Below are 22,313 nucleotides of genomic sequence, written 5' to 3'. Positions count from 1 at the left end.
GGCCTGCCTTGCCGCCGGCASCRAGCGGTTCCTGCCGCTGCATCGACCGAGTCTCCGGCAGCGCTTCCGGCCTCGCTGTTCTGCGCCTGCTCGGTTTCGCCGCTTGTGCTGCTGAGGTCCGCACTCCCGGCCGCCGTGTCCGTTTTCGGAGCCGCTTGGCTCGCTGCCGGCGCTCCTTCATCTCCGTACCCTTCATTCGGCTCCGAAGCAGGCAGCGCTTCGTTCGGCCCGTTTGCCTCGCCGATGTCGGCACCCGCCGGCGCCTTCGCCGCCTCGCCGATGCCGGCCGAAACGGAAGAAGGCTCTCCCCCTGAAGGGAGAGCCTTGGTTCCGCAGCCGGCCAGCAGCAGCCCGGCCGCCGTCAGTCCCGCAAGCAGCGGGACCGGACGGAAGAGTGTTGCCGGGCGGCTCCTCATTGGCCGAGGGAAGCCAGCAGCGAATCGCTGGTAACGATCAGCCTGCCGTTCTCGCTTTTGAATTTCAGCGGCACCGGCTTGTTGTTTTTCTTCGCAATGCCCTTGTCCATATACAGCACGAGCTTGCTTCCTCCGGCGTTTACGAAGGTGACGTTTTTGGCGGCATCATAGGAAGTGCTTCCTCCGACGGACTTCAGGAAGCCGTCCAGCTCGATCCAGGTCTGCTTGTCCGGCTTGCTGCCGTCCAATCTCAGGCCGAGCGCCTGCGCCATGCCGAAGAACACCTCGGTATTGTCCAGCGTGCCTTTGAAATATTCGGAGCCCGGTCCGTGAGCCATCAGCGGCACGTCGTCGGCGGAGTGGACCTCGACGCTTTCGGATTTCGGCAGCGTGCCCGTATGGAGGTACTTATCCTTGTCAGGGGCGTCCGGATTGGCCAGCGTTCCCGGATTCGCGATATAGGCATCTCCGGAGAGGACGGCCGGAGCCTGGGGAACGGAGCTGAACTTGTAGTCCTCGTAATAATCCGGCGTGGCGCCGAAGACGACGGCGAGCTTGCGGTCGACATCCGGCGTATCCGGGAAGCCGTCCTTGTCGGAATCGGTGTAGGTCGGGAACTTGGACTGCTCATAGGTGCGTACGGCTTCGCGTCCCGTCTTGCCGTCGCCTTCCCAATAGGTGCCGGCGATGCTGGCGGAGTGGGCATGATCGGCCGTCGCCAGGACGAGGGTGTCGCCCGAGGCGTCCGCGTAGCGGCGAGCCTCGCCGATGGCTTTGTCCATCTCGATCGTATCGTAGGCGGAGCGCTCCCAGTCCATCGTATGCAGCTGCTTGTCGATGCTGGCTCCTTCGACCATGAGGAAGAAGCCGTTCTCGTTCTTGCTGAGCACCTCAATCGCTTTCTTGGTCATGTCCCACAGATTCGGCTGGTCGGTGAACGACTTGAGCGCCGCCGTGTTTTTGGTCGAGCGGTCGTAGTAGACGTTCATGTCGCCGGTATGGAACAGGCCGAGCAGCTTGGAAGGCGTTCCGGAGCTTTTCAGCCCCGAGGCGCTCTCCACGAATTTGTAGCCGGCTTTCTCGAAGCCGCTGATGAGATCGTTCTCGTCCTTGCGCTTGGAGCCGGCAACCGATTTCGGGAGGAAGTAGGCCGATCCGCCGCCCATGACGACTTCAGGCTGAAGCTTCAGCAGCATGTCGGCGATCTCCGGCTTGTCCGAGCGGCGGCGGGTATGGGAGACGACCGCGGCCGGCGTCGCGTCCTCGATCTCCGAGGTCGTGACGATGCCGACCGACATGCCGCGCGTGCGCTTCAGCATCTCGGCGAGCGTTTCGACCTGCGGATCGTCGAGCGAGCTTTCCGTATTGTCCGGATAGACGCCGAGGGCGTTCACGGCGGATTTGTGGCCGGTATTGTAGGCGCTGGCGCTGTTGGCCGAGTCGGTGACGATGGAATCCATGCCGGAGGTCGTGACGACGGCGCGCTGCTCCAGCTTGTCCATCTCCATGAGGCCGTTGTACTTGCCCTCGCTCAAGCCCTTGGACATTGCGCGGGCGATGGTGATGCTCGGCTGCGACATGCCGTCCCCGACGAAGAGGATGATGTTTTTCGCCTTCTTGCCGGCTGCGGAGGTGGTCACCGCTTCATAGGAGACCGTGCGGGACAAGGAGCCGGCCGTCACCTTAACGGTGTAGGAGCCCGGCTTGTCCAGCGTAACGCCGCGGATCATGAAGGAGGAGCTTGAGGCGGTGCTGGTTTTCTCGAAGCTTTTGCCGAAAAAGGCTTCCGCGCTTTTGCCGTTGATCTGGATGCTGACGGCCGAGGCGTTTCCGGTCCAGTCGTTCAATTCCACGCGGAAATCAAATTTGCTGCCCGCCAGGAACTTGGCATTATGGATTGGAGCCACGTAAATGGACGGCGCCGCTTTGGCCGTCGCGGCCGCTTCGGCTGCCGCCGCAGGAGCCGGAGTCAGCTCGGCCATTCCGATTCCTCCTGCTGCCATGGCGCTCGCAAGCGCCGCTCCGAGAAGCATTTTTCCTGCTTTTCCTTTCTTCATCTCCCCAAACCCCTCCGCTACTAGAAATGAATGCACTTCCACAGCGTAAGAGAGAATGATTAAGCAGGTGCTAACGATTTATGAATAATTGGTAAAATGAAGAAAACGCCTGCGAAGCCGCAAGGCGTTTTCATGCATGCATCCATTCGGCTGCTAGTTCTTCTCCTCGCCCGCGTTTCCATCCTCCGGAGGGCGATTTCCGTTTTTCAGCTCCCAGATCGAATAGCCGAAATCCATTTGCAGATGGGGATTGTCCGGGAACTGGGGCCAGTCGCCGCCCCATGTGAAGCCGAGACTCTTGGCGATCGCTACGACCTCCAGCCAGTCGGCTTTGCCGTTCTTGTTTCCGTCGTATTCCATATCCCAGATAATATCGCCTGTGCGGTCCTTGAGAGCGAAGTCGATCGCCAGACCGTAGTTGTGGTAGGATTCTCCGCCGCGGGCATGGGTAACGATGGAGCCTCCGCCTTCCCGGCCTTTGCTGTACAGGACATCCTGCTCCGCCGAGCTGCGGAAGCCGTCGGTGATGACGACTTTGATGCCTTTGGCGGCGGCCAGCGAGATAAGCTCGTCCTTTTTCCGGTCGAGCACCGGATGCAGCTGCGTTACGGGAGGCACCTCCCGGTATAGTCCCGGAGGGACGACCCGGTCGAACAGGCGCGGCTTCTCCAGCTTGAACAGGGCTGCGGCTGCCAGTACAAGTCCTGCGGCCAGCAGCAGGCAGCCGAGGCCGTTTCTGCGCCGGGTCTGAGTCCGGCCTGCGGACTTGGGGCTGCGGCCCTTTTGTCCGCCCGTCATGGGGCTTTGCTGCATGAAGGTCTCCTTTGCTCGTTCGCATTGTTCAAGCTTATACGAGCGGAAAGGAAAAAAAGCTTCAGGAAACGGCGGATCGGCATGGAATCCGTTTCCAGCTGGATCAGCGGGGGTAAGGAAAGGAATGGGCTGGAAATTGCAGCCGCCTTGGCGCCGACAAGTCCAAAAAGCAAACAAACCGCTGGCAGCCGCCCCGAAGGGCCGGCTGCTGCGGTTTGCGCAAGGGGGGATCCGGATTCAGGACAGGCTAGTCCACATCGGGACTGCCGTCAACCGTATCGGCTGGATCGTCGGCGTATTTTTCGTACTTGGTGTCGTCCATGATCCGGCGTGCGGACACGTAACGCTTCGTATAGTAGGAATCGCTCAGGCTGCTGATCATGACGCCTTTGCTCGACGAGGAGTGGGCGAACTTGCCGTCCCCGACATAGATTCCGACATGCGAGACGCCGCGGCCGCTCGTATTGAAGAACACGAGGTCGCCCGCCTTGAGATCGGCCTTCGCGACTTTCTTGCCCAAGCCTGCTTGGGAAGCGGAAGAATGCGGCAGGGAGATCTTGAATTGCTTGAATACATAGGACGTGAATCCGGAGCAGTCGAATCCGCTCGTCGTCGTTCCGGCCGTCTTGTACGGCGTGCCGACGAGATCGCTGATGACACCGTCCATTTTGGAATCAGCCGCTGCGCTGCCTACGCCTGCAGTGAACAGCAGAGAGATTCCGAGGATGAGGCTTGCTGCTTTCTTCTTCAAGCTTGAGTTGCTCCTTCCAGAGCCTACGAGGTTAGCTGTGGGGTTCGGTTGAAGGTTCCCTATGATTCCTGCGGCATGCGTGAGAATGACTGGCGACGCCCAAAATCAATTCACCCGGAAAGTGGTTCCCCCGTTTCCATGTTCAACGGAATTCGGCATTTTGAATGATACTGGAAGACATATTCTTGCTTTTCGCCGCTTCTCCTTCCGAAAACGACATTTTCTAATAATTCTCATGTTTCAAAGGGATGAGGACAGCGTTTACATCGCTGTTTATAGGGGAGCTATTCTCCCCGCAGCAGATGATATTGGCGACTCGTCCCGATTTCTGCGCCGTGGCCTGCAAGTCCAAAAAAGCCCCGCCTTCTCCATGAGAAGGCGGGGCTTGCCTGATTCCGCGGCTGGATCAAACGGTATAAAGGACGTCTTCCATCAGGGTAAGCAGCCGGGATCTCATTCCGACCAGCTTCATCAGGGCTTCCTCCTGCAGGCTGCCGGCATCCGGGCTGAGCCGGGCGTGTTCGCTGCTGATCGCCTCAAGGGCCTTGCCGGCGTTGGGGTTCAGGTCGTAATGCTCAAAACGGTAAAGCAGCTCGGCGGTGGATTGGTGGAGCTCTTCATAATAAGCTTGAATTTGTTCGGTCATCGTTCGATTTTCCTCTCTGGTTTGATTATTTTCTCTATTCTGCTGTTCGATGTATGGGGGCGGCTCCGAGAGAGCCGGCGATTGTGTGTGCGGTAAACTGCGCTTACAGCATGCCCATTCGTTGTTTTCATCGCTTGCATCTGTCGATGCCCGTCACATCCGGAGGCAGACAGCGGATGGGGAGCGGGAGCCCGTCAGTCTGCCGAACGCCGGGATTCGATATCTGTGAATCGAGCGGAACGATAGGATTCCCGAATGCCTGAGAAGTTATTAAACCGGCAGGCGCTCTTTGAAAACAAGTCCTAATTGTCAGAGAATTTTCACAATTGTACGATGGAATTATCGCTTTGTCAACTAATGTAACGCGAATCCTCCCAGCAAGCGTACTGTGATGTCAGCAGCCACAAGTCGAGCAGCGTGCGGACCAGATGATAGGCTTGCTGGATGACGAGGGCGGCCAATCCGGCCCATCCCATCGCTGCGGCGCTGAAGCCGGCCCCGATGACGCCGGAGAAGAGGAGCAGGATCAGGCTGAGGCCCGCCATCGGGAGCAGCCGTCTGCAGGCGCCCGACACGGACGCCGAGACTTTGAGCCTGGATACCGCTCCGAACTGGAGGGAGAGGCTGAGCAGATGCAGAATCCCGATCCACAGCAGCCACGCTGCCGCCCAAGGCAAGATGCTGACGGCGATTTCCTGCAGAGAGGAGCCGTTCCTGACTACATCCCATGCCCGGGAGCCCAGCCACCAGAGAGGAGCGGCGGCAAGAAGCGTTTCCGCCCAATAGAGAAGCAGGACCGGCTTCCATGCCTTGCGCATGCCCTGAAGGAATAGGGTGCCGCCTTCATGTCCCGCCGCCGCATGGTGAATGGAATAGAACAGGCCGGCATTGATGAGCGGCGTGACGATCATGCGGGAGAGGAGCAGGGCGGCCAGCGTCCACAGGAACGGCTGGGCGAGATCGGTCTTCATGAGCCGGAACTGGGCTTCCGCCCAGAACAAGGCATCCGCCCCTTGCGAAGGCTCGTTCGCTCCGGGATACCGCCGAAGCAGCGGTCCGATAATGGAGTCGACATAACGGTAGAGGAAAAATCCCCACAACAACCGGTACAGGAACAGGGCGACGGCCACAGGCAGATGTTTGATCGTCAGGCGCCACCCTTGCTTGAGATAAGTAGACACGTTTGAGACTCTCCTCTCTTCGGGCCGCTACCAGGCGAACGCTCCCGCAATCCATTCCAGCGCCTTCACGATGCCGAGGCTGATCCGGACCTCCTGCTTGCGGGGAGCCTCGGCCTTCAGGAAGTTGTTCATCTGCCGGTTGTCCAGTACGTTGGTGCGGTCCGGATCGACCGCGGCCCAGAGCAGCGGGGAGGGAGCGGTCAGCTTGTAGAGCATATCCGATTCCACCCCGTCCCAGGTGCGGGAGGCCGTAGAGCCGTCGGCGAACTTGAAGGTGACCGGAACCGGACCGTAGACGCCGCCGCCCCGCTTGACGAGCACGTCGGACTCGTACATTTTGGAGGCGCCGGAGTCCGCTGCCTTGGAGACGCGGATGGAGGCGACTGAATAGTCGGCCATCTCGCCTCCGTACACGAACTGGCTGAAGTAGTCGTCCCAGTTCTGCTTGCTGACCTGCTCGACGACTTTCTTGAAGTCCGCCGTGGTCGGATGCTTGAATTTATATTGGTTGAAATAGGTCCGCATGATCTTGCTCATGATGTTTGTGCCGACCCGGTTCTCGATGCCGGTCAGCACCAGCTTGGCGCGGCTGTAGACATTGTCCGCATACCGGCTGTGCGAGCCGAACGACCAGGAAAGCAGCTTGAGCGGGGCCGGATCGGTGACGTAGCTCGCTTCCAGCGCCGTGCGGGGCTCCACTCCGTATTCGCTTTCCATGACCTTGTCCTCGGAGTAGGAGGTGAAGCCTTCGTCCAGCCAGGCTTCCTCGAACTCGTTGGAGGCGACCATGCCGTACCAGTACTGATGGCCGATCTCATGCACGACCGTCCGCTCCAGACTGTAGCCGGGATTGTCCGTCTCGGCGGCGAATGCGGTCACGAGCGTCGGATATTCCATGCCGCCGGCGCCATTGGCCCCTTTGGGAGGAACGACGATGGAGAGAGTGCTGTACGGGTAGCTGCCGTACCACTGGGCGTATTTGGCCAGGGCCGATTTGGCGGCGTGCATGTAACGCTCTTTCTGCTCCTTGTGCAGCGGGTCGAGATAGAGCTTGATGCGGACTCCGGGAACGCCGGGAGCGGAGAAAGGCTCCTCGCTGTAAAGGAAATCGGGCGAGGCGGACCAGCCGAAGTCATGCACGTCCTCGGCATAGAACGTATATTGCTGTCCGCCCTTGGCCGCTTCGAGCTTCGTCTGGACGCCGGTGGCAGCGACTTTGTAGCCGGCGGGAACTTCGATCTTGACGGAATACACGCCGAAGTCGCTGTAGAATTCCGAGTTGCCGTGGTATTGGTGCACGTTCCAGCCTTCCGCGCTGCGCGTGCCGGTGCTGGTCGTGTTGTAGGCCGCGATCTTGGGGAACCACTGCCCCGCCATCGTGAAATCCCCCGAATAGCCCATGCGGGCGAACACCTCGGGAAGCCCGACGGTGAAGCCGATCTGGAGCGTGACCTCCTCGCCCGGAGCGACCGGCTGCGGCAGCTTGAGCTTGGCCAGCGTGTAGTCGTCCTTGTTGCCGTCGTCCGGCTGCACATAGTGGACCCGAGGCAGGAGGCTCTCTCCGTCCTCCGTCTTGAAGGAGTCGAGACGCATGTAGCCGGTGCTGCCGGCCGTCGCCTTGTCGTCCCGGAGCTTTCCGCCGGATTCCTTCATGAACGTGGTTTTATCCGACAAGAAGGCATTCGGATACAGATGGACATACATGTCCGACACGGTTTTCCGTCCGGGATTCTTCCAGGTGACCGTCTCCGTCCCGGTCAGCGTGCGTCCGCTCAGCTTGACCTGGATCTGGTAGTTGGTCACTCTTCGGGACAGCGGCTCCGCTTCCGGCTCCGGGGCGGGAGAGCTCTCGGCCGCCGGCTCCACGCCGGGTTCATTTCCGGCAGCGGCAGCGGCATATGTATAAGAAGTAAGTCCGTGATGTCCGCTGCCTTGGAACGGGGCGAGAAGAGATGACGTGAAGAGCAGGGCGAGCAGCAGTGTTTTGCAAGTTCGGCTTGAGGCCATGGACCGGTTCCCTCCCGTTGACAAGCTTCTAAGGCATGTATATGTTTGCTTTTGCCTGATTATTAGCTAAAATGGAATTTATCCGGACGAACTCCCGGCCCGTCCCGCCAGCTAGCGGTTTGACGGGCTTTTATAGCCATTTTGGACTTCATTATTCACACGGAAGAAGGGATCAGCAATGGAAGAAAATCAAGGAACGCCATCCCCGGGCAGCCCGGAGGGAGAAGCGGCGCAGCCGGCCAAGGGCAAGCGCTCGCTGTCGCTCAACGTCGTGAGCAGCAAGGAGCATCGCGGCTTCGGAGCGGGAACGATCGATCTCAGCCGCGTATCCTCGGTCATCATCGACGGCGGCGAGGCTTATATCGATAACGGCGCGATTCATGCGAAGAGCAAGATAGAGAAGGGCATCAAATTCCTTACGGACAAGGAAGCCGTTCCGAACGGCCGTCCGTGCTGGATCGTGTGGGTAGCCGTCGACCGCGACGACGAGGGCTCCTACTACGCGGGAGCGACAGCCTGTCCGATGACGGTTGATCCGGAAATCCGCCGCGGCTGGAAGATTCTCGCCCAGCATGTCAACAACCTGGACTATGCGATCAAGCGCCGGTTCATGCTGGAGGAGCTGCCGGCTTCCGACAAGCAGGCGCTCAAAAAGCTGCTGATCGAGAACAACGCCGAGTGGTGGGAGAATTCCCCCGCGGCGCTCAAGGAACAGCTGGAAGGCTGAGCATCCAGGCTTCTCATCCAACCTCCGTCGGCCGCTTCGAGCGGCTGCTGCGGAGGTTTTTTTGTCGGGCTCATTTTCTCCTGTGAGCAGGAAATGGGTTATACGGGAAGGAATGGGAAGGAAGGGTGAATCATCTTACGAGAGGGGGGTTCGTATCTTTAGCGGATTCGGGTTCAGCGGCATGCTCGTGCTGGTAGTGTTCATTGTCCTTCTTATATGGCTGATAAGGAAACTGATCCATAAATAACTTCTCCATCCTTAAAAAGGGCTTGCAGCTGACAGCTGCAAGCCTTTTAGGCCGAAGCGTCGCTCCGGCCTGAGTGCGGGGAGGCTGGGTGGGTGCCTATTATCCCTCCATGCCGCGGCGGCTCAGCGGCGTCAAATAGTGGGCGGCGCCTTCTCCGGCGGCACGGCGGAACCCGGACGGGCTTTGACCCGTCCATTTGCGGAACTGGCGGCTGAAGCTCTGCACGTCGCGGTAACCGACCGCATGCGCGATCTCCTCCACCGCAGCCGGCGTTGCGGCCAGCAGGCGCATCGCCTCCTGCTCGCGGAGCATGGCCAGATAGCGGCCCGGGGACATGTGGAACACCTCCCGGAACAGCCTGCCGGCATGGCGGCTGCTGAGGCCGATGCGGGAAGCGAGAGTCTCGATCCGGGGCATGCCGGATTCGCCGTCCCATGCCTGGGCAAGCGCGCCTTCGATTTCGGCCGCCAGCCGTCCGGCAAGGGCTTCCCGTCCGTAATCCTGGCGGTCCGGCTCAAGCCGCAGAGATTTCTCCGCAGCGGCCATCATGGCGCATGCCTCGCCGAGGACGGCGAGGCGGGAGCCTTGTTCCGCAGCTTCGTTGAGCAGCCTGTCCATTTTAGGCGCAAGCTCGAGAGCGAGGCTGGAACCGGCGGAATACAGGACTTTGTTTTTTCGCTCCAGCAGCTCGGTCAGGCCGAGATCATCGCATTGCAGGTGGAACACGGCATAAGTGAGGCTGCCGCTGCCCGCGCTGCGGAATTCGTGAATCTGCCCCGGATGGATCAGCACGAAATCTCCCGGATGCTGAAGGAAGGAATCCTTGCCGGCAATGACCTCCTGGACTCCCTCCAGAACCAGGTTCACTTCCACCATCCGGTGATGCACATGCCGCAGACTGGTGAATCCTTGCCGGACGTTATTGACCTGCAGCCCGTACAGGTACAGCCGTTCCGACAGGCTCTCCAGCATAAAAGGGCGGTAATCGCGGGTTTCCAAATGGCCGAGCTCCTTTTCATCCTGCAGGAATGGATATAGGCGGCGCGAACCTCCCGCCGCGAGTGCTTCCACCCCGTATACGCGGCGGCTGCGTCCGCAGGGAATGTCCGTTTTGGCTAACAATAGCTTGGCGATGAGCCGGGATGGTTATTCCGTCCCTGCCGATCTTCTCTCTACAATATAGAAGAACGGACTTCTGCGGCAAGCCCGGCATTTTGTCCGGCGCCGCAAGTATCGAAGCCGTCCAAAGGAGCAAAGCGGGATGAAAATCGTTCTGATCGGAGGAGGCAGCTTCGTGTTTGCACCGACCGTCCTCGAAGACTGCATCGTCAAGCATCGCATGGAGGGAGAGCTCGTGCTGGTGGACTTGAATCTGGAGGCGGCCGCCGCGATGGCAGGAGCGGGCCGGGCTCTTGCCCGGCAGCACGGGGTCGATCTCCTCGTCTCGGAGACGGACAACAGGGAAGAGGCGCTGCCGGGCGCGGACTTCGTCATCCTCTCTGCTGCTCCGCAGGGAGCGCTTCGCTGGAAGATGGACTTTGATATCCTGAAGCAATTCGGACTGGACGACCAGGCTCGGGAATGCGGGGGACTTGGCGGCATGCTGGGAGCATTCCGCTCCATCGCCATGGCCATGGAGCTGGCCCGGGACATGGAACGGCTCTGCCCCGCAGCCCTGCTGCTCGATGTCACGAATCCGATGCCGCGAGTCGTGACGGCCGTGGCGAGATTCAGCTCGGTCGGGGTCGCCGGATTTTGCAACATCGCCCATCGCAGCGGGCAAGGCTATGGCTTGCTGCCTGGCCTGATCGGCAGGAAGCCGCATGAGGTGGACATCGTCACCGGAGGCCTGAACCATTTCGCCTGGGTGCTCTCCATGAAGGACAAGCAGAGCGGAGCGGATCTGCTGCCGGAGCTGAGGAGCTTCGTGGAACACGGGGATTGGAGCGGCTTGGACGAGGATCTGCAGCGGGAGCTGGACGTCATGAAGCGCTGGCTCGGGCAGTACGGGGGCGGTGGCGGCGGGGGGCTGTCGATCATCATGCCGAGTATTTGCCCGTACAGCCGGGAATCCGGTATCCCCAGGAGCCGCCTTATCACGGCTCGGCCGCTGAACGCAGCCTTCGGCTCGAGGAGCTTCGGGCAATCGCCGCAGGCACGCTCGACGCCAAGGACTCCGGCATCTTCCGACACGGCAGCTGGGAGCATCCGGTTGGTCTCGCCTTGTCGCTCGCCGCGGGAAGCGACGGGCGTCTGGACATTCTGAACGTCGCCAATGGCCATGCGATTCAGGAGCTGCCGCCGGAACGAATTGTTGAGGTGCCGGTCCGAGTTCGCGGCGGCAAGCTGGAAGCCGAGCCTCTTCCGGAACTGCCGCCTGCGCTGGCGGAAGTCATCCGCCAGCTCTCCGACGTGCATGAGCTTGTAGCTCAAGCCGCGGTTGCCGGAGACCGGAAGCTTGCCCGCAAGGCAGTCGATCTGGATCCGGCTATCGAGGATAAGGAGACGGCTTATGCAGCGCTGGACCGGATGCTGGAGGCGCATGCCGACCTCCTGCCGGCGTTTGCCTGATGGCAGGGGGGCGGTTGGAGCAAGCGGGCGGATGAGGCGCAGAAGGCCCTTTGCCCAAGCAAGCTTGACCCGTACGCATTCCTCCATCAGTCCTCTTCCTTGAACCCCTTGTACGAGCGCCGGTGGAAGTCGGATATCCAGCGGAACAGCTGTTGGCCGTCGCCTTCCAGAAACAGCGCTTCTTGGTCCCGACTCAGGCCGCTGCCGGACGAGAACGGACGGTAGAGGGCTCGGTACGGCTCCGGCACCCAGATATAGCGGTGGACATACCCCGTAGCATGGAAGCCGGCTTGTTCCCAGAACCGGATCCGGCGCCGGTTGTCTGCCGTAGCTTCTGCCTCGGCTTCCACCAGCAGCGCGAGCGCGCCGGCGGCATGCCGTCCGCCCCATTCGTCGAGCTTGGCGAGCAGGAGGGTTCCGTATCCATGGCCTCTTCGTCTGAAATCGACGGCGAGATAGTCGACGACCAGCACGCGTCCGCCGCCGCTTGGGCCTGCGAGAGCGATGGCGACGGGGCTCATCTCGCCGCCGTCTCTCTCGGCGAGAATATGCACGAGAGCAAGGCCTCGCTCCAGCATGGCGCGGATCAGCGCTTCCGGCTTGCGGCTGTGCGGAGCGAACGCTTCCTCGTAGATCCGGCGGGCTGCGGGCCAGAGGGGATGCTCCAGATTATTCAACGTAAGCATGAGCATTTGCGGCCTCCTGAACAGATTTCTGCTTAGTATACCCGCTTGAGTCCCTTCAAGCACAAATAGGGCTTTCGCTTGTCCGCTGACAACCGAAAGCCCTATTTCCTGCTTAACCAGTTCCTATTCAATTAGACGCTTACACTCCATTCCCAGCAGCTTGCGTAACCTGACGCTTGCTTCCTTCTTAGATTTCGCTTTCTCCATACAGATTGGATTACCGGTTCATGTACGCAACAGACTTCAGGACCCGCATGCCCGCTCAGCAGCATCAGCTGCTCTCTTCTTGCCAGCCTGGCGGCATTGCCGTCGGCTTCGGGACACGCTTCGCTAACCGTCTCCATTGGACTATCCCCTTCCCCTGTGGAGTGATTTCATTATACCTCATCTTTACAATTATTTAAATAATCAGAATATTCAATTATAGGCTGAATTCCTCTGAATTTAGGCTTTTGCCCCGTGAAATCGCCTGTTTCTACATCATTTTACGGGATATGACCGTTTTCCTCCTTCGGATGAAGAGGAAGATTAAAGCAACTATTGCGGTCAAGCCGGCGTCTAACTGTCTGATGCAAATTCGCAAGAACCAGCGGAAAAGTATGCACAGAGGAAGGAATGAAGACGTTCACATGAGGTTCAACCGAGCAGAAGCGGCAGGGAGCATCCGCAGGAAGCTGGCGCTCTCCTTGATCGCGGCAACGGCAGCGTCATTCGTTCCGGGCGCGTGGCAGGCCGATGCGTCGGCGGCATCCGCCATCGGCATTTATCTGGACGGACAACAGCTGGCGAGTGAAGCCCCGCCGTATATCCTGCCCAAGGTCAACGTGACGATGGTGCCTCTTCGCGTCGTAAGCGAAGGGCTGGGCGCTACCGTCGACTGGTCCGCAAAAGAGAAGACGGCCCGGATCTCCATGTCGGGCAGCGTCATCACCCTGAGGATGGGACAGAACTACGCCGTCGTGAACGGCGCCAAAATATCGCTGGACGCATCGGTGGAGACGAAGCAGAGCCGGACGATGGTTCCGTTGAGATTTGTCGGGGAACAGCTAGGGCTGAGCGTCGACTGGAACGCTTCCAGCCGAAAAATCTCGCTGTCTTCCCCGGCCGGACCGGGAGGCGAGTCTGGAACAGGGGCTCAGCCGGGAACAGGAACGGGCAGCGACCCCGGCACCGGAACAGGAGCTCAGCCAGGTACGGGGACGGGGAGCCAGCCGGGCTCCGGCTCGGGCTCGCAGCCCGGCGGCGGCACGGTCGTTCCGGGCCCGGGCTTGCAGGCGCCTCTGCGCGGAGCCTGGGTGTCGACCGTCTACAATCTGGACTGGCCGTCAACGGCTTCGTACAAGGATGGAGCCAAGCAGCGCCAGGAATACGTGCAGCTGCTGGACGACCTGCAGCGGCTCGGGATGAATGCGGCCTTCGTGCAGGTGCGGCCGTCGGGAGATGCCTTGTACCCGAGCCTTCTCGTCCCCTGGTCCTCTTATTTGACCGGCAAGCAAGGTCTGGCCCCGGACTACGATCCGCTGGCCTTCATGATTGAAGAGACGCATCGGAGAGGCATGGAATTCCATGCCTGGTTCAATCCTTTCCGGGCGTCGACCACGTCCGACACGACGAAGCTGGATCCCGGCAGCATCATGCTCCAGCATCCGGAATGGATCGTCAGCTCGGGCGGCAAGCCTTACATCAATCCCGGCATACCCGCAGCCCGCCAGTCCATCATTGATGCCATCATGGAGGTCGTAACCCGTTACGACATCGACGGCGTGCATCTCGACGATTACTTCTATCCGTCCGGCAGCTCGTTCGACGACGAAGCCGTCTATAAGCTGTACAGCGCCGGGAGCTTGAAGGGCAAGGCCGACTGGCGGCGGGACAACATCAACGCCTTTGTCCGCCAGCTCAGCGAAAGCATCCATGCGCAAAAGCCCGCCGTACGCTTCGGCATCAGCCCGTTCGGCGTCTGGCGCAACAAATCCGCCGATCCCGAGGGCTCGGATACGAAGGCGGGCACGAGCACATATGACGGCATGTACGCGGATGTGCGCCTCTGGGTGCGGCAGGGCTGGCTCGATTATGTGGCGCCGCAGATCTATTGGAGCTTCGCGCATCCGACCGCCCCGTACGAGAAGGTTGCGGAGTGGTGGACGGCAACGGTGAAGGGCACTGGAGTCGATCTCTATATCGGCCACTCTCCCTACAAGCTGGGAACGGCCGAAGCGGGATGGCAAAGCTCCTCGGAAATCATCCGTCAGCTGGATTACGATCAGCTGACCGGCAGCGTGACGGGAGAGCTGTTCTTCAGCGCCAAGGATCTTCGGCGCAATCCGCTCGGAGTGGGCGATGCCCTGCGCTCTTATTACTCCTCGGCCAAGAAATGATCCGGCCCTTATAGCCATCTTCCGCCCGCATCCGCCATTACGGATGCGGGCTTTTCCATCCCTGAGGGCGATCGGCGCCGTGCTTCTCGGAAGGCGAGAGTGCATCCGGCCCGCTCCGCGCGCCTGCAAGGGCAGCTGCTTGCGGCGGGTGCCCAGGTCACTTCGGAATCTAGCGGCATAGGATGAGAGGAATGCTATGTTAATAGAAGAGGTGATAGAGATGACGATATTCCTCGATTCACGCGCATCGCAGAATGCGAGCTACGGCAACTCCCTGTCCATCCCGATTCCGACGGCGGGAGTCCTTCAGCTGGTCGCGCAGCAGACGCTGAATCTGTCCGCCGGCACATCCGGACTCATCCGGGTCGAGTTCTCCGGCGTGGTCACCTTCCAGCAGCCGACGACGCCGGCGGATACGATGGTTTCGATCTATGTGGTTCGAGGGGCCAGCGCAGCTGCCGGCGTGAACGTCTTTTCCCTCAACCAGGCGATCCAGGCGGCGGAAGTCGGCCCCCGGGCGATAAGCTCGAGGGCTCCGATTCCGGGGCGTCGACGAGCTCGGCGGCGACCTACAGCGTGTACGTCACCTCTTCGGTTGCGGGCATTCTGAGGGTCGGACCGGAAAGCTTCAACTTCACCGGATATTCCGGCTAACACCCTGTGTCTGCGTGACTGGAGGCCAAGCCTCCCCCGGAAACCGACATGAGACGGGGGAGAGCTACATAAAATGAAAGATGCGATATTGACCACGGGAGGTGCGGGCGATGGCGGATGTCGGCATTGTCATGCCGGTTTACAAGCAGGATCCGGCGCTGCTCAGCGCGGCTATTCATTCGGTTCGGAACCAGACCCGCAAAGGGTTCCGCCTCGTCATCGTCGTGGATGGCGCTCCGGAGATGGAACCGCTTGTAAGAGCCGGGACGCAGGGAGACAAACGGGTGGAAATCGTCGTATGTCCGGTCAACGGAGGGGTGGCAAGCGCCTTGAACACCGGGTTCGACATCCTGTTCAAGGACCCGTCCATTGTATACCTGACCTGGGTTTCCAGCGACAATGTGTATCACCCCCGCTTTGTGGAGGTGCTGCGCCGGGAGCTTGCCAAGGGGCCGCCTGAGCTCGGACTTGTATACAGCTCCTTCCGGGGCATCGACGATCATGGCAACGTGATCTCTTCGGAAGCGGAGCTGGCTGCTCGGCGCCAATACCAGGCGCAGCCGCAGGAGAAGCTGCTCGAATCGAGCATTGTCGGGGTGTCGTTCATGTATAAGGCGATATTTGCCCGCATGATCGGCGGATATGGCATGGAGCCGGTCGAGGATTACGACTTCTGGCTGCGCCTGACCGATCATTGCCGCATCCGGCATATCCCGGTCGAACTGGTCGATTACCGTGTCAATTCGGAGCACAGCATCTCGGTATCGCTGCAGGCGCCGGCCCAGCATCGCAGATGGCGCCATGCCTTCCATCAGACCCGGCTGCAGGCGCGCACCCGCAGAGGAATCAAGCCCGAGCTGACCGTGCTGTTCCCGCTCGTGACGGCTCTGGAGGAAGAGAAGACGGCTCTGGAGAGCCTGTATGAGCAGACGTACAGCAACTACCGCTGCCATGTCATCGACCTTTCATACGACGGGCAGCCGGCTTCGGTGCTTTCCCAGCTCTCCCATCCGACGACGAAATTCGAATTTTTGCCCGGGGTCGGCGTCACGCCGGCTATCCACCATGCCCTTCAAGAGGTGACGACGCCGTATGTGATGGTGCTGGGGCAAGATGCCTTTACGCTGCCGCATGATGTCGATGCCCTGTTCGAATACATTCGGGCCAATCAGAATCCGGACGCCATCTCGTTTTATTTCCCCATCGGTACCCGAAATGCCGTCCCGCGGCTGACGGCAGGCCCGTCGACGGTAAAGCCGAATATATTTCTGGAGCTGTTCTACACGGACCGGCTTCGCCAACTGATCGGCGGCATCATCGCCGCAGGAGGATGAGAGGGAATGAAACTGCTGCTGACCTTCTATAATCCAAGCGGGGGAATGGAGACGCTCAACCGGATTCGGGGCAAGGCGCTGATGGAAGCCGGGCATGAGGTGCATCTCCTGTATACCCACGACGGGAACGGATTCAGCAACATCCGTGACATCCCCACCTTCGTACTGAAAGATCCCGAGGCTGTCAAGGCTCTGGTCCTCCGCGAACAGTATGATGCCGTCGTCGTTTGTACGGATATTTTCACGCTGGAGCGAATCCGGCAAAGCGGCTATCGGGGCAGGCTGATCTATGAGGTGCAGGGCCTGGGCACGCTGGAAACGGCGACAAGCACGATAACGGCGTTTACGGCGCTGATCCGGCAGCATGCCGATGGGCTGTTGTACCCCCAGACCGCTCATTTGCAGCACCTGATGAGATCCCGGTTTCCGGAAATTCCCCAATTCTGCTTTGACGATCCGCTGGATACCGAGAACTTCGGCTACAGCGACTATCCGCCGCCGCCATATCCCGTCATGGGATGGGTGGGGAGGATCGAGGCGAACAAGAACTGGAGGGAATTTATCGCCATCGGCGAGCGCCTCATGGATTTCAAGCCAGACCTGCGAATGTGGATGTTTGGAGATGCGGCGCTGTTCGAAGCCCCGGAGCAGGAGGCGTTCCAGCATTGGCTGGCGACCTCGCCGAGAGCCTCCAGAGTGATCCGCCACTCCAATATTCCCCATAGCCAGATGGCGGACTATATGAGCTTGATCGGGGATTCGGGGGGATTTCTCTGCTCGACCTCCATTCTGGAAGGCTTCGGCTATGCGGTCGCCGAGGCGATGTTATGCCGCTGTCCGGTGCTGTCCACGGATTCGGACGGCATTCGCAGGTTCCTCGTCCATGATGTCACCGGCAAGCTGTACTCCCGGGGGGACGTCGAGGGTGCGGTCCAGCAGGCATTGAAGCTGATGGACGACAGGAGCCTGCGCGAAGGCATCCGTAGCCGGGCGACAAGGCATATCCGGAGCCAGTTCTCCCGGACGGTCTACGTGTCCAACTTTCAGATCATGCTGCACGGCATGATGGGGGTGACCCCCAAAGGATAAAAGGTCAGCCCGTCGATTCGCGGACGATGAGCTTAGGCTCGAGCAGCCGCGATTGGCGCGGCAGGGCGGGATCGGAGAGCCGCTGCATGAGCAGCCTGCCCGCCTCGATGCCCAGCTCGAACGTGTCGATGTGAAGGCAGGTAAGCGGAGGCGAGGTGAATGCCGACAGGGGATAATCGTCGAAAGCGGTGACGAGAAGATCTTGCGGCACCCGAACGCCGAGCTTGTCCGCCGCGCGCAGCAGGCCGGCAGCCGCATAGTTGCTCATGCAGACGACGCCGTCCGTACGGCTGCCTTCCGACAACAGCGTAACCGCCATGTCATACCCGCCATGCTCGTCGGCGGTTCCTTCCAGCACCCAATCAGGGTTGAATCCGATTCCGGCCGCCGATAGCGCATCGCGGTAGCCTCTGAAGCGTTTGTCGTACAAGCTGCCTCCTACGTGGCCGCCGATGAAAGCGACGGAGGAGCAGCCCCGCAACAGCAGATGCTCCGTCAGCATGTAGCCGCCGCGCCGATTGTCGTAATCGACCCAGTGTACGTTGCTTCCGTTCTCGCCGATCGAGACGAGCGGGAATTCGAGATCCATCATCTCGGCCGTGTTGTCGGCGGTGAGCAGCTCGCTGCTGGCGATCAGCCGTCCACGCGCCGGCTGCGCACCAGCCTCTCCATATAGCTCGGCCCGTTCTGGTGGTACTGCACGTTCGAGATCGTCAGCTCATAGCTGAGCGGGCCGATGACGCTCTCCACGCCTCCGATGATATTGTAGAAGAATGCATTGAGGAAATCCTCGCGCTGGGTCATATCGACGAGCATGCCGATGTTGAAGCTGCTCTGGCGGGCCAGCTGGGTCGCGAGGCTGCTTGGCGTATAGTTCATTTCGCGCATGATGGCGCGGATCCGCTGCTTGGTCGCATCGGAGATGCGCGGCGAGTCGCTCATCACCTTGGAAACCGTGGATTTCGCCACGTTGGCGGCATTGGCGATATCTTGAATCGTCACCCTCATCCAAGCGCCCTCCCGTTCCTGTTTTTCTCTATTGTAGCTTCTTCGCGCGCTCATTTCCTCTCCTCTCCGGCATGAAAAAAAAAGCCCCTCGCGTACAGCCTGCCGCGAGGGGCTTCGTGCGGTATTATTTCTTGCCGGAGCGGAAGATGGACACCAGCATGTAGAAGAACATCGCCGCTGCGATTCCGAAGCCGATCTCGAGGGCCGGAATCCGGGACAGCAGGCCGGGCTGGCGGCCCAGCGAGGAGCCGACGATGAGGCCGGCCATGATGATGCTGAAGCTAAGAAGGACGATGCTGAAGCTGAGCCTGCCGCTGATCCGGTCGAGCCGCTGCATGACCCGGTCGACGTCGGGAACCGCCAGCTCCAGCGGCAGCTTGCCGCGCATGAGGATGCGGCCAAGGCTGCGCAGGCGGGAGGGGATCTCGCTCAGCAGCGAGGCGTATTCGATCGCATAGCCGGCTGCGGACTCGGCCAGACGCCCGGGATGCAGCCTTTCCAGCAGCAGCCTTCGCCCGAACGGCTCCGCCACGCTGACAACGCTGAATTCCGGATCGAGAGCGGTGATGACGCCTTCGAGCGTGAGCAGGGCTTTGCCGAGCAGCATGAAATCGGACGGCATCCGGATGCGGTGCTTGTAGGAAACATGGAATAAATCCGTAACCGACTCGCCCAGACTGATTTCGCTGAAGGGCACCTGGTAGTATTTTTCCCTGAGCTTGTCTACGTCCCGTCGAAGCTCCCGCCAGTCCGCATCCTCCGGAATGAGCCCCATCTCGTCGATCGCCTTGATGACGCCATCGGTGCTCTGGCGGCGCAGGGCGATGACGAGCGAGGCGAAGTGGCCCTTCATTCCCGGCGTCAGCCGGCCCGTCATGCCGAAGTCGAGCAGTCCGATGACCGGCTTCTGCTTGTCCGCCTCCGGAACGGGCTTGCCGGGGGCGGCCTCCGGGCGTTCCATGACAAGGATGTTCCCCGGGTGGGGATCGGCGTGAAAGAGGCCGGAGACGAAAATCTGCTCCAGAATGACGCCGGCGACGCTCTCGGCGATCGCCTTCAGCTCGTAGCCTTCCCGGCGCAGCTTCTCCCGGTCATGCAGCTGGATGCCCCGCATGAATTCCATGGTGAGGACCCGCTTGGAGGAAAGATCCCAATATATGGCCGGCACCCGCACTCTCGGGTTGTCCTTGAACTGGGCGGCGATCCGCTCCGCGCTGCGCCCTTCCAGCGTGTAGTCCAGCTCCGCAGCCAGCGACGCGGCGAGCTCCTCCACCAGCTCCGCTGCCTGGTATTGGGCTGCCCACTGCAGCCGGTTCTCCGCGATCCGGGCCAGATCGAGCAGGATTTCAAGGTCGGTGTCCACGATCTTGCGGATGCCGGGACGCTGGATCTTGACGGCGACCTCCTCCCCGGACAGCAGCCTTGCATAGTGGACTTGTCCGATCGAGGCGGCGGCGACGGGCTCGCGGCCGAATTCCAGGAAGACGGATTCCAGAGGAGCGCCCAGCTCCTCCTCGATCACCCTCCGGGCTTCTTCGAATGAAAAGGGGGGAACTTTGTCCTGCAGCTGCCGCAGCTCCTCGACGATGTCGGCCGGGAGCAGATCATGCCGGGTGCTGGCGATCTGTCCGAGCTTGACGAAGGCGGGACCGAGCTCCTGCAAAAAAGACCGGATTCGTTCTCCGGTCGTCCTTGCCGCGGTATGGGAGGGCTCCTCCACCGTTCTCCAGTGGGGAATGAGCTTCAGGAGGCCGAGCTCCCGCACGAAGTAGCCGAACCCGTTGCGCGCGAAGGCGAGCAGGATTTCCCTGTAGCGCTGCAGATGGCGGATTCGGCGGCCGAGCATCATTCTTCTTTGCCGTCCTGAAGCGAGTCTCTTTCCTCCCGCAGACGGGAGGATTGTTCCGCCGCCTCGTCCGTCACGGCGGAGACGGAGCTGTGTCCGGATGTCTCCGGATGTCCGGGTCCGGGATCGACGACGGGCGGAACTCCGGGTCCGGCCTTGCCGGTCCCTTCATAGGCGCCTTGCTCCAGCTGCGTGCTGCCCGGGGCCGTCGCGGCGGCATGCTCCGAAGGAATGCCGAGACGGGACTCCAGGTCGGCGATCCGCTTCTCAAGCCGCTGCAATTCCTCCCGGTGGACGAGATTGAGCTCGTCGGTGACGGCCTTGACGCGCTCGCGGACGAACGTTTCCAGGCTGCCCTTCGCTTCCTGCCCGCGCTGGATCATGCTGCTGACGAACTGCTGGGAGTCGGCCTTGCTCATGTCGCCTCTGGCGCTGAGCTCCTGCGCCAGCTTCTCGGCCTGCTCCCGGGTCGAGGCGGCAAGCCCCAGCCCCAGGGAAAAAGCTTTGTTCATGAGATCTTTCATCCGTCGACACCTGCCTTTTTCATAGTCGCGTGCCTGATCATCCGGTCATTCCTTTTCATTATACTCCAGCCCTCTCCCTTAATCATCCAATTGACGTCCGCCGCCGCCGTTTCATCTGCGCCACCAGCGGCGGACGCCTTCCAGCCACCCCTTGGCAGCGGGCCGGCCCTGGGGCTCCGGCTTCGGAAGCGCTTCGCTGCCGGAGGGAGCTTCTTCCCGGCAGAAGCCCTGAGGCTCCGTGCCCGACACGAACAGCTCCATCCTCCATCCGGAGCAGCCGGCGGCGGCTTTCAATCCGGTCGCGGGATCGACGGCGACGCTGACGACCCCGTCGGGAACGATGAACGGCTTCGGCGTCACTCCCTCGAGCGCCTTTTCCGTGAAGGAAGCGAAGATCGGCGCGGCGCGATGGGCTTCCGAATAGGTCAGGCGGCGGTTCTTGTCATAGCCGGTCCATACGGCGGTAGCCAGCTCCGGCGTATAGCCGACGAGCCAGGCATCGCTTGCGGTCGTGCCGGTCTTGCCGGCGACCGGCCGGCGGATCATGCCCGAGACGCGGCTGCCGGTGCCTCCGGTCTCGAACACGCTTTCCATGAGGCTGGTCAGCACATAGGCGTAAGGAGCGGCTGCCGCTCTCGAGAGGCGGGGATGGGCCTCATAGAGAGTCTCTCCCTTGCTGTCCTCGATGCGCAGAATCGACACCGGCTCCGCCCGGAGGCCGCCCGCTGCCAGCGTGCCGAAGGCGGATGCCATCTCCAGCGGGCTGACGGGATAGGTGCCGAGCGCGAGCGACGGAACCGGCTGCATCGGGGAGCTGAGGCCGAGAGCTCTGGCGGTGGCGATCACCTTGTCCGCGCCTACCTGCATGATCGTGTTGACCGCGTACGTGTTGTCGGAGCTCGCGATGGCGTCGCGCATCGAGATCGGCCCGCCCGTGTAATGGTCGTTGTAGTTGCGGGGAGCATAGCTTTTGCGTCCCTCGTCGTATGCGAAGACGGTCGGGGCGCTGGTGAACGGCGTCACGGCTGTCAGTCCGCTCTGCAGCGCGGCCAGATAGAGCACCGGCTTGAACGACGAGCCGGGCTGCCGTCTTGCGAGCGCTCGGTTGAACGGACCGCTCCGGTAATCGAGCCCTCCGACCATCGCCTTGATATAGCCGGTCCGGGGATCGATGGCGACGAGAGCGGCCTGCTGCTGCGAGCTTCCCGGAATGGAGGCGCGGATGGCCTGCTCCGCGGCCTTCTGCGCCGCGGGGTCCAGCGTCGTGTAGATGCGGACGCCGCCTTCGCTGATGAGATGCTCGTCCAGGCCGAGCTGGTCGACGGCCGTCTGGCGGACGTAGTCGCGGAAGTAGGGCGCCGCGCCGCCCGTTCCGCCC

20 protein-coding genes, 1 pseudogene and 1 riboswitch are annotated in these 22,313 nt (G+C 61.2%); of the genes and pseudogenes, 7 read left to right on the top strand and 14 right to left on the bottom strand.

Annotated elements, in window-relative coordinates:
• The 7 genes and pseudogenes from BN871_RS16430 to BN871_RS16400 all read right to left on the bottom strand — a co-directional run.
• Positions 1 to 416 (bottom strand): annotated as a pseudogene (locus BN871_RS16430) (hypothetical protein); the annotation flags it as partial.
• The gene (locus tag BN871_RS16425; RefSeq protein WP_048747399.1) at positions 413 to 2,473 is read right to left on the bottom strand and encodes an alkaline phosphatase; all 2,061 of its coding nucleotides are present in this window, start codon (positions 2,471 to 2,473) and stop codon (positions 413 to 415) included. The gene BN871_RS16425 and the pseudogene BN871_RS16430, both read right to left, overlap by 4 nt.
• A 153-nt stretch (positions 2,474 to 2,626) precedes the next feature.
• Positions 2,627 to 3,286: a M15 family metallopeptidase gene (locus tag BN871_RS16420; RefSeq protein ID WP_232313124.1), complete on the bottom strand. Its 660-nt coding sequence runs from the start codon at positions 3,284 to 3,286 to the stop codon at positions 2,627 to 2,629.
• Positions 3,287 to 3,533: 247 nt separating this feature from the next.
• On the bottom strand, positions 3,534 to 4,037 hold the full coding sequence (locus BN871_RS16415; protein WP_048747396.1) for a C40 family peptidase: 504 nt from the start codon (positions 4,035 to 4,037) through the stop codon (positions 3,534 to 3,536).
• Between the two features lie 5 nt (positions 4,038 to 4,042).
• A riboswitch (cyclic di-AMP (ydaO/yuaA leader) is annotated at positions 4,043 to 4,205 on the bottom strand.
• A gap of 238 nt (positions 4,206 to 4,443) precedes the next feature.
• The gene (locus BN871_RS16410; RefSeq protein ID WP_048747395.1) at positions 4,444 to 4,683 is read right to left on the bottom strand and encodes a hypothetical protein; all 240 of its coding nucleotides are present in this window, start codon (positions 4,681 to 4,683) and stop codon (positions 4,444 to 4,446) included.
• Between the two features lie 350 nt (positions 4,684 to 5,033).
• Positions 5,034 to 5,864, bottom strand: a complete 831-nt coding sequence (locus BN871_RS16405) for a hypothetical protein (RefSeq protein ID WP_021879200.1) — start codon at positions 5,862 to 5,864, stop codon at positions 5,034 to 5,036.
• A 27-nt stretch (positions 5,865 to 5,891) separates the two neighbouring features.
• The gene (locus tag BN871_RS16400) at positions 5,892 to 7,871 is read right to left on the bottom strand and encodes a M1 family metallopeptidase (protein WP_048747393.1); all 1,980 of its coding nucleotides are present in this window, start codon (positions 7,869 to 7,871) and stop codon (positions 5,892 to 5,894) included.
• Positions 7,872 to 8,049: 178 nt separating this feature from the next.
• On the opposite strand from BN871_RS16400, the gene BN871_RS16395 reads away from it, so the two are divergent.
• Positions 8,050 to 8,598, top strand: a complete 549-nt coding sequence (locus BN871_RS16395; protein ID WP_021879202.1) for a YwhD family protein — start codon at positions 8,050 to 8,052, stop codon at positions 8,596 to 8,598.
• Positions 8,599 to 8,944: 346 nt separating this feature from the next.
• On the opposite strand, the gene BN871_RS16390 is transcribed toward BN871_RS16395, so the two are convergent.
• A complete protein-coding gene (locus BN871_RS16390) occupies positions 8,945 to 9,844 on the bottom strand; it encodes an AraC family transcriptional regulator (RefSeq protein ID WP_157053988.1) in 900 nt (299 codons plus the stop codon).
• A gap of 262 nt (positions 9,845 to 10,106) precedes the next feature.
• Between BN871_RS16390 and BN871_RS29700 the strand changes: the two genes are divergently transcribed.
• Both BN871_RS29700 and BN871_RS29695 read left to right on the top strand, forming a co-directional pair.
• Entirely contained in the window at positions 10,107 to 11,111 is a 1,005-nt protein-coding gene (locus BN871_RS29700; RefSeq protein ID WP_048747388.1) for a hypothetical protein, read from the top strand.
• Entirely contained in the window at positions 11,069 to 11,416 is a 348-nt protein-coding gene (locus tag BN871_RS29695) for a hypothetical protein (protein WP_048747387.1), read from the top strand. Before BN871_RS29700 ends, BN871_RS29695 begins: the two co-directional genes overlap by 43 nt.
• 86 nt (positions 11,417 to 11,502) lie before the next feature.
• Here the strand turns inward: BN871_RS29695 and BN871_RS16375 are convergent, their stop codons facing one another.
• A complete protein-coding gene (locus BN871_RS16375; RefSeq protein ID WP_048747385.1) occupies positions 11,503 to 12,108 on the bottom strand; it encodes an N-acetyltransferase in 606 nt (201 codons plus the stop codon).
• A 623-nt stretch (positions 12,109 to 12,731) separates the two neighbouring features.
• On the opposite strand from BN871_RS16375, the gene BN871_RS16370 reads away from it, so the two are divergent.
• The 4 genes from BN871_RS16370 to BN871_RS16355 all read left to right on the top strand — a co-directional run bounded on the left by BN871_RS16370 (position 12,732) and on the right by BN871_RS16355 (position 17,557).
• Positions 12,732 to 14,480, top strand: a complete 1,749-nt coding sequence (locus BN871_RS16370) for a family 10 glycosylhydrolase (protein WP_053086997.1) — start codon at positions 12,732 to 12,734, stop codon at positions 14,478 to 14,480.
• Positions 14,481 to 14,700: 220 nt separating this feature from the next.
• On the top strand, positions 14,701 to 15,090 hold the full coding sequence (locus BN871_RS16365; protein WP_048747384.1) for a hypothetical protein: 390 nt from the start codon (positions 14,701 to 14,703) through the stop codon (positions 15,088 to 15,090).
• Between the two features lie 154 nt (positions 15,091 to 15,244).
• Positions 15,245 to 16,468, top strand: a complete 1,224-nt coding sequence (locus BN871_RS16360; RefSeq protein ID WP_053086996.1) for a glycosyltransferase — start codon at positions 15,245 to 15,247, stop codon at positions 16,466 to 16,468.
• 6 nt (positions 16,469 to 16,474) lie between these two features.
• The gene (locus BN871_RS16355; protein ID WP_021879211.1) at positions 16,475 to 17,557 is read left to right on the top strand and encodes a glycosyltransferase family 4 protein; all 1,083 of its coding nucleotides are present in this window, start codon (positions 16,475 to 16,477) and stop codon (positions 17,555 to 17,557) included.
• Positions 17,558 to 17,561: 4 nt separating this feature from the next.
• Here BN871_RS16355 and BN871_RS29175 read toward each other — a convergent pair whose 3' ends face one another.
• The 5 genes from BN871_RS29175 to BN871_RS16335 all read right to left on the bottom strand — a co-directional run.
• On the bottom strand, positions 17,562 to 18,149 hold the full coding sequence (locus BN871_RS29175; protein WP_232313123.1) for a LacI family DNA-binding transcriptional regulator: 588 nt from the start codon (positions 18,147 to 18,149) through the stop codon (positions 17,562 to 17,564).
• Positions 18,150 to 18,190: 41 nt separating this feature from the next.
• Positions 18,191 to 18,565 carry a LacI family DNA-binding transcriptional regulator gene (locus BN871_RS29170; RefSeq protein ID WP_232313122.1) on the bottom strand — a complete coding sequence of 125 codons (375 nt, stop codon included), beginning with the start codon at positions 18,563 to 18,565 and terminating at the stop codon, positions 18,191 to 18,193.
• A gap of 124 nt (positions 18,566 to 18,689) precedes the next feature.
• Complete coding sequence (locus BN871_RS16345; RefSeq protein WP_048747402.1) at positions 18,690 to 20,411, bottom strand: AarF/ABC1/UbiB kinase family protein; 1,722 nt, start codon at positions 20,409 to 20,411, stop codon at positions 18,690 to 18,692.
• Entirely contained in the window at positions 20,411 to 20,923 is a 513-nt protein-coding gene (locus BN871_RS16340; RefSeq protein ID WP_127509708.1) for a phasin family protein, read from the bottom strand. Before BN871_RS16340 ends, BN871_RS16345 begins: the two co-directional genes overlap by 1 nt.
• Before the next feature lie 123 nt (positions 20,924 to 21,046).
• On the bottom strand, positions 21,047 to 22,313 hold a 1,267-nt coding region (locus BN871_RS16335), incomplete at its 5' end, for a transglycosylase domain-containing protein (RefSeq protein WP_048747380.1).

The organism is Paenibacillus sp. P22 (genome assembly GCF_000469945.2).
In the GTDB taxonomy this organism is placed as follows: domain Bacteria; phylum Bacillota; class Bacilli; order Paenibacillales; family Paenibacillaceae; genus Paenibacillus_O; species Paenibacillus_O humicus.
Note: the sequence above shows the minus strand (reverse complement) of the source record. Positions and strands in the feature narration are given on the sequence as shown.

Excerpts from the sequence above, each read along its gene's own strand:
- BN871_RS16425 (WP_048747399.1), bottom strand. The coding sequence starts at position 2,473 with ATGAAGAAAGGAAAAGCAGGAAAAATGCTTCTCGGAGCGGCGCTTGCG.
- BN871_RS16420 (WP_232313124.1), bottom strand. The coding sequence starts at position 3,286 with ATGCAGCAAAGCCCCATGACGGGCGGACAAAAGGGCCGCAGCCCCAAG.
- BN871_RS16410 (WP_048747395.1), bottom strand. The coding sequence starts at position 4,683 with ATGACCGAACAAATTCAAGCTTATTATGAAGAGCTCCACCAATCCACC.
- BN871_RS16400 (WP_048747393.1), bottom strand. The coding sequence starts at position 7,871 with ATGGCCTCAAGCCGAACTTGCAAAACACTGCTGCTCGCCCTGCTCTTC.
- BN871_RS16395 (WP_021879202.1), top strand. The coding sequence starts at position 8,050 with ATGGAAGAAAATCAAGGAACGCCATCCCCGGGCAGCCCGGAGGGAGAA.
- BN871_RS29700 (WP_048747388.1), top strand. The coding sequence starts at position 10,107 with ATGAAAATCGTTCTGATCGGAGGAGGCAGCTTCGTGTTTGCACCGACC.
- BN871_RS16375 (WP_048747385.1), bottom strand. The coding sequence starts at position 12,108 with ATGCTCATGCTTACGTTGAATAATCTGGAGCATCCCCTCTGGCCCGCA.
- BN871_RS16370 (WP_053086997.1), top strand. The coding sequence starts at position 12,732 with ATGAGGTTCAACCGAGCAGAAGCGGCAGGGAGCATCCGCAGGAAGCTG.
- BN871_RS16365 (WP_048747384.1), top strand. The coding sequence starts at position 14,701 with ATGACGATATTCCTCGATTCACGCGCATCGCAGAATGCGAGCTACGGC.
- BN871_RS16360 (WP_053086996.1), top strand. The coding sequence starts at position 15,245 with ATGGCGGATGTCGGCATTGTCATGCCGGTTTACAAGCAGGATCCGGCG.
- BN871_RS16355 (WP_021879211.1), top strand. The coding sequence starts at position 16,475 with ATGAAACTGCTGCTGACCTTCTATAATCCAAGCGGGGGAATGGAGACG.
- BN871_RS29175 (WP_232313123.1), bottom strand. The coding sequence starts at position 18,149 with ATGATGGATCTCGAATTCCCGCTCGTCTCGATCGGCGAGAACGGAAGC.
- BN871_RS29170 (WP_232313122.1), bottom strand. The coding sequence starts at position 18,565 with ATGAGGGTGACGATTCAAGATATCGCCAATGCCGCCAACGTGGCGAAA.
- BN871_RS16345 (WP_048747402.1), bottom strand. The coding sequence starts at position 20,411 with ATGCTCGGCCGCCGAATCCGCCATCTGCAGCGCTACAGGGAAATCCTG.
- BN871_RS16340 (WP_127509708.1), bottom strand. The coding sequence starts at position 20,923 with ATGAACAAAGCTTTTTCCCTGGGGCTGGGGCTTGCCGCCTCGACCCGG.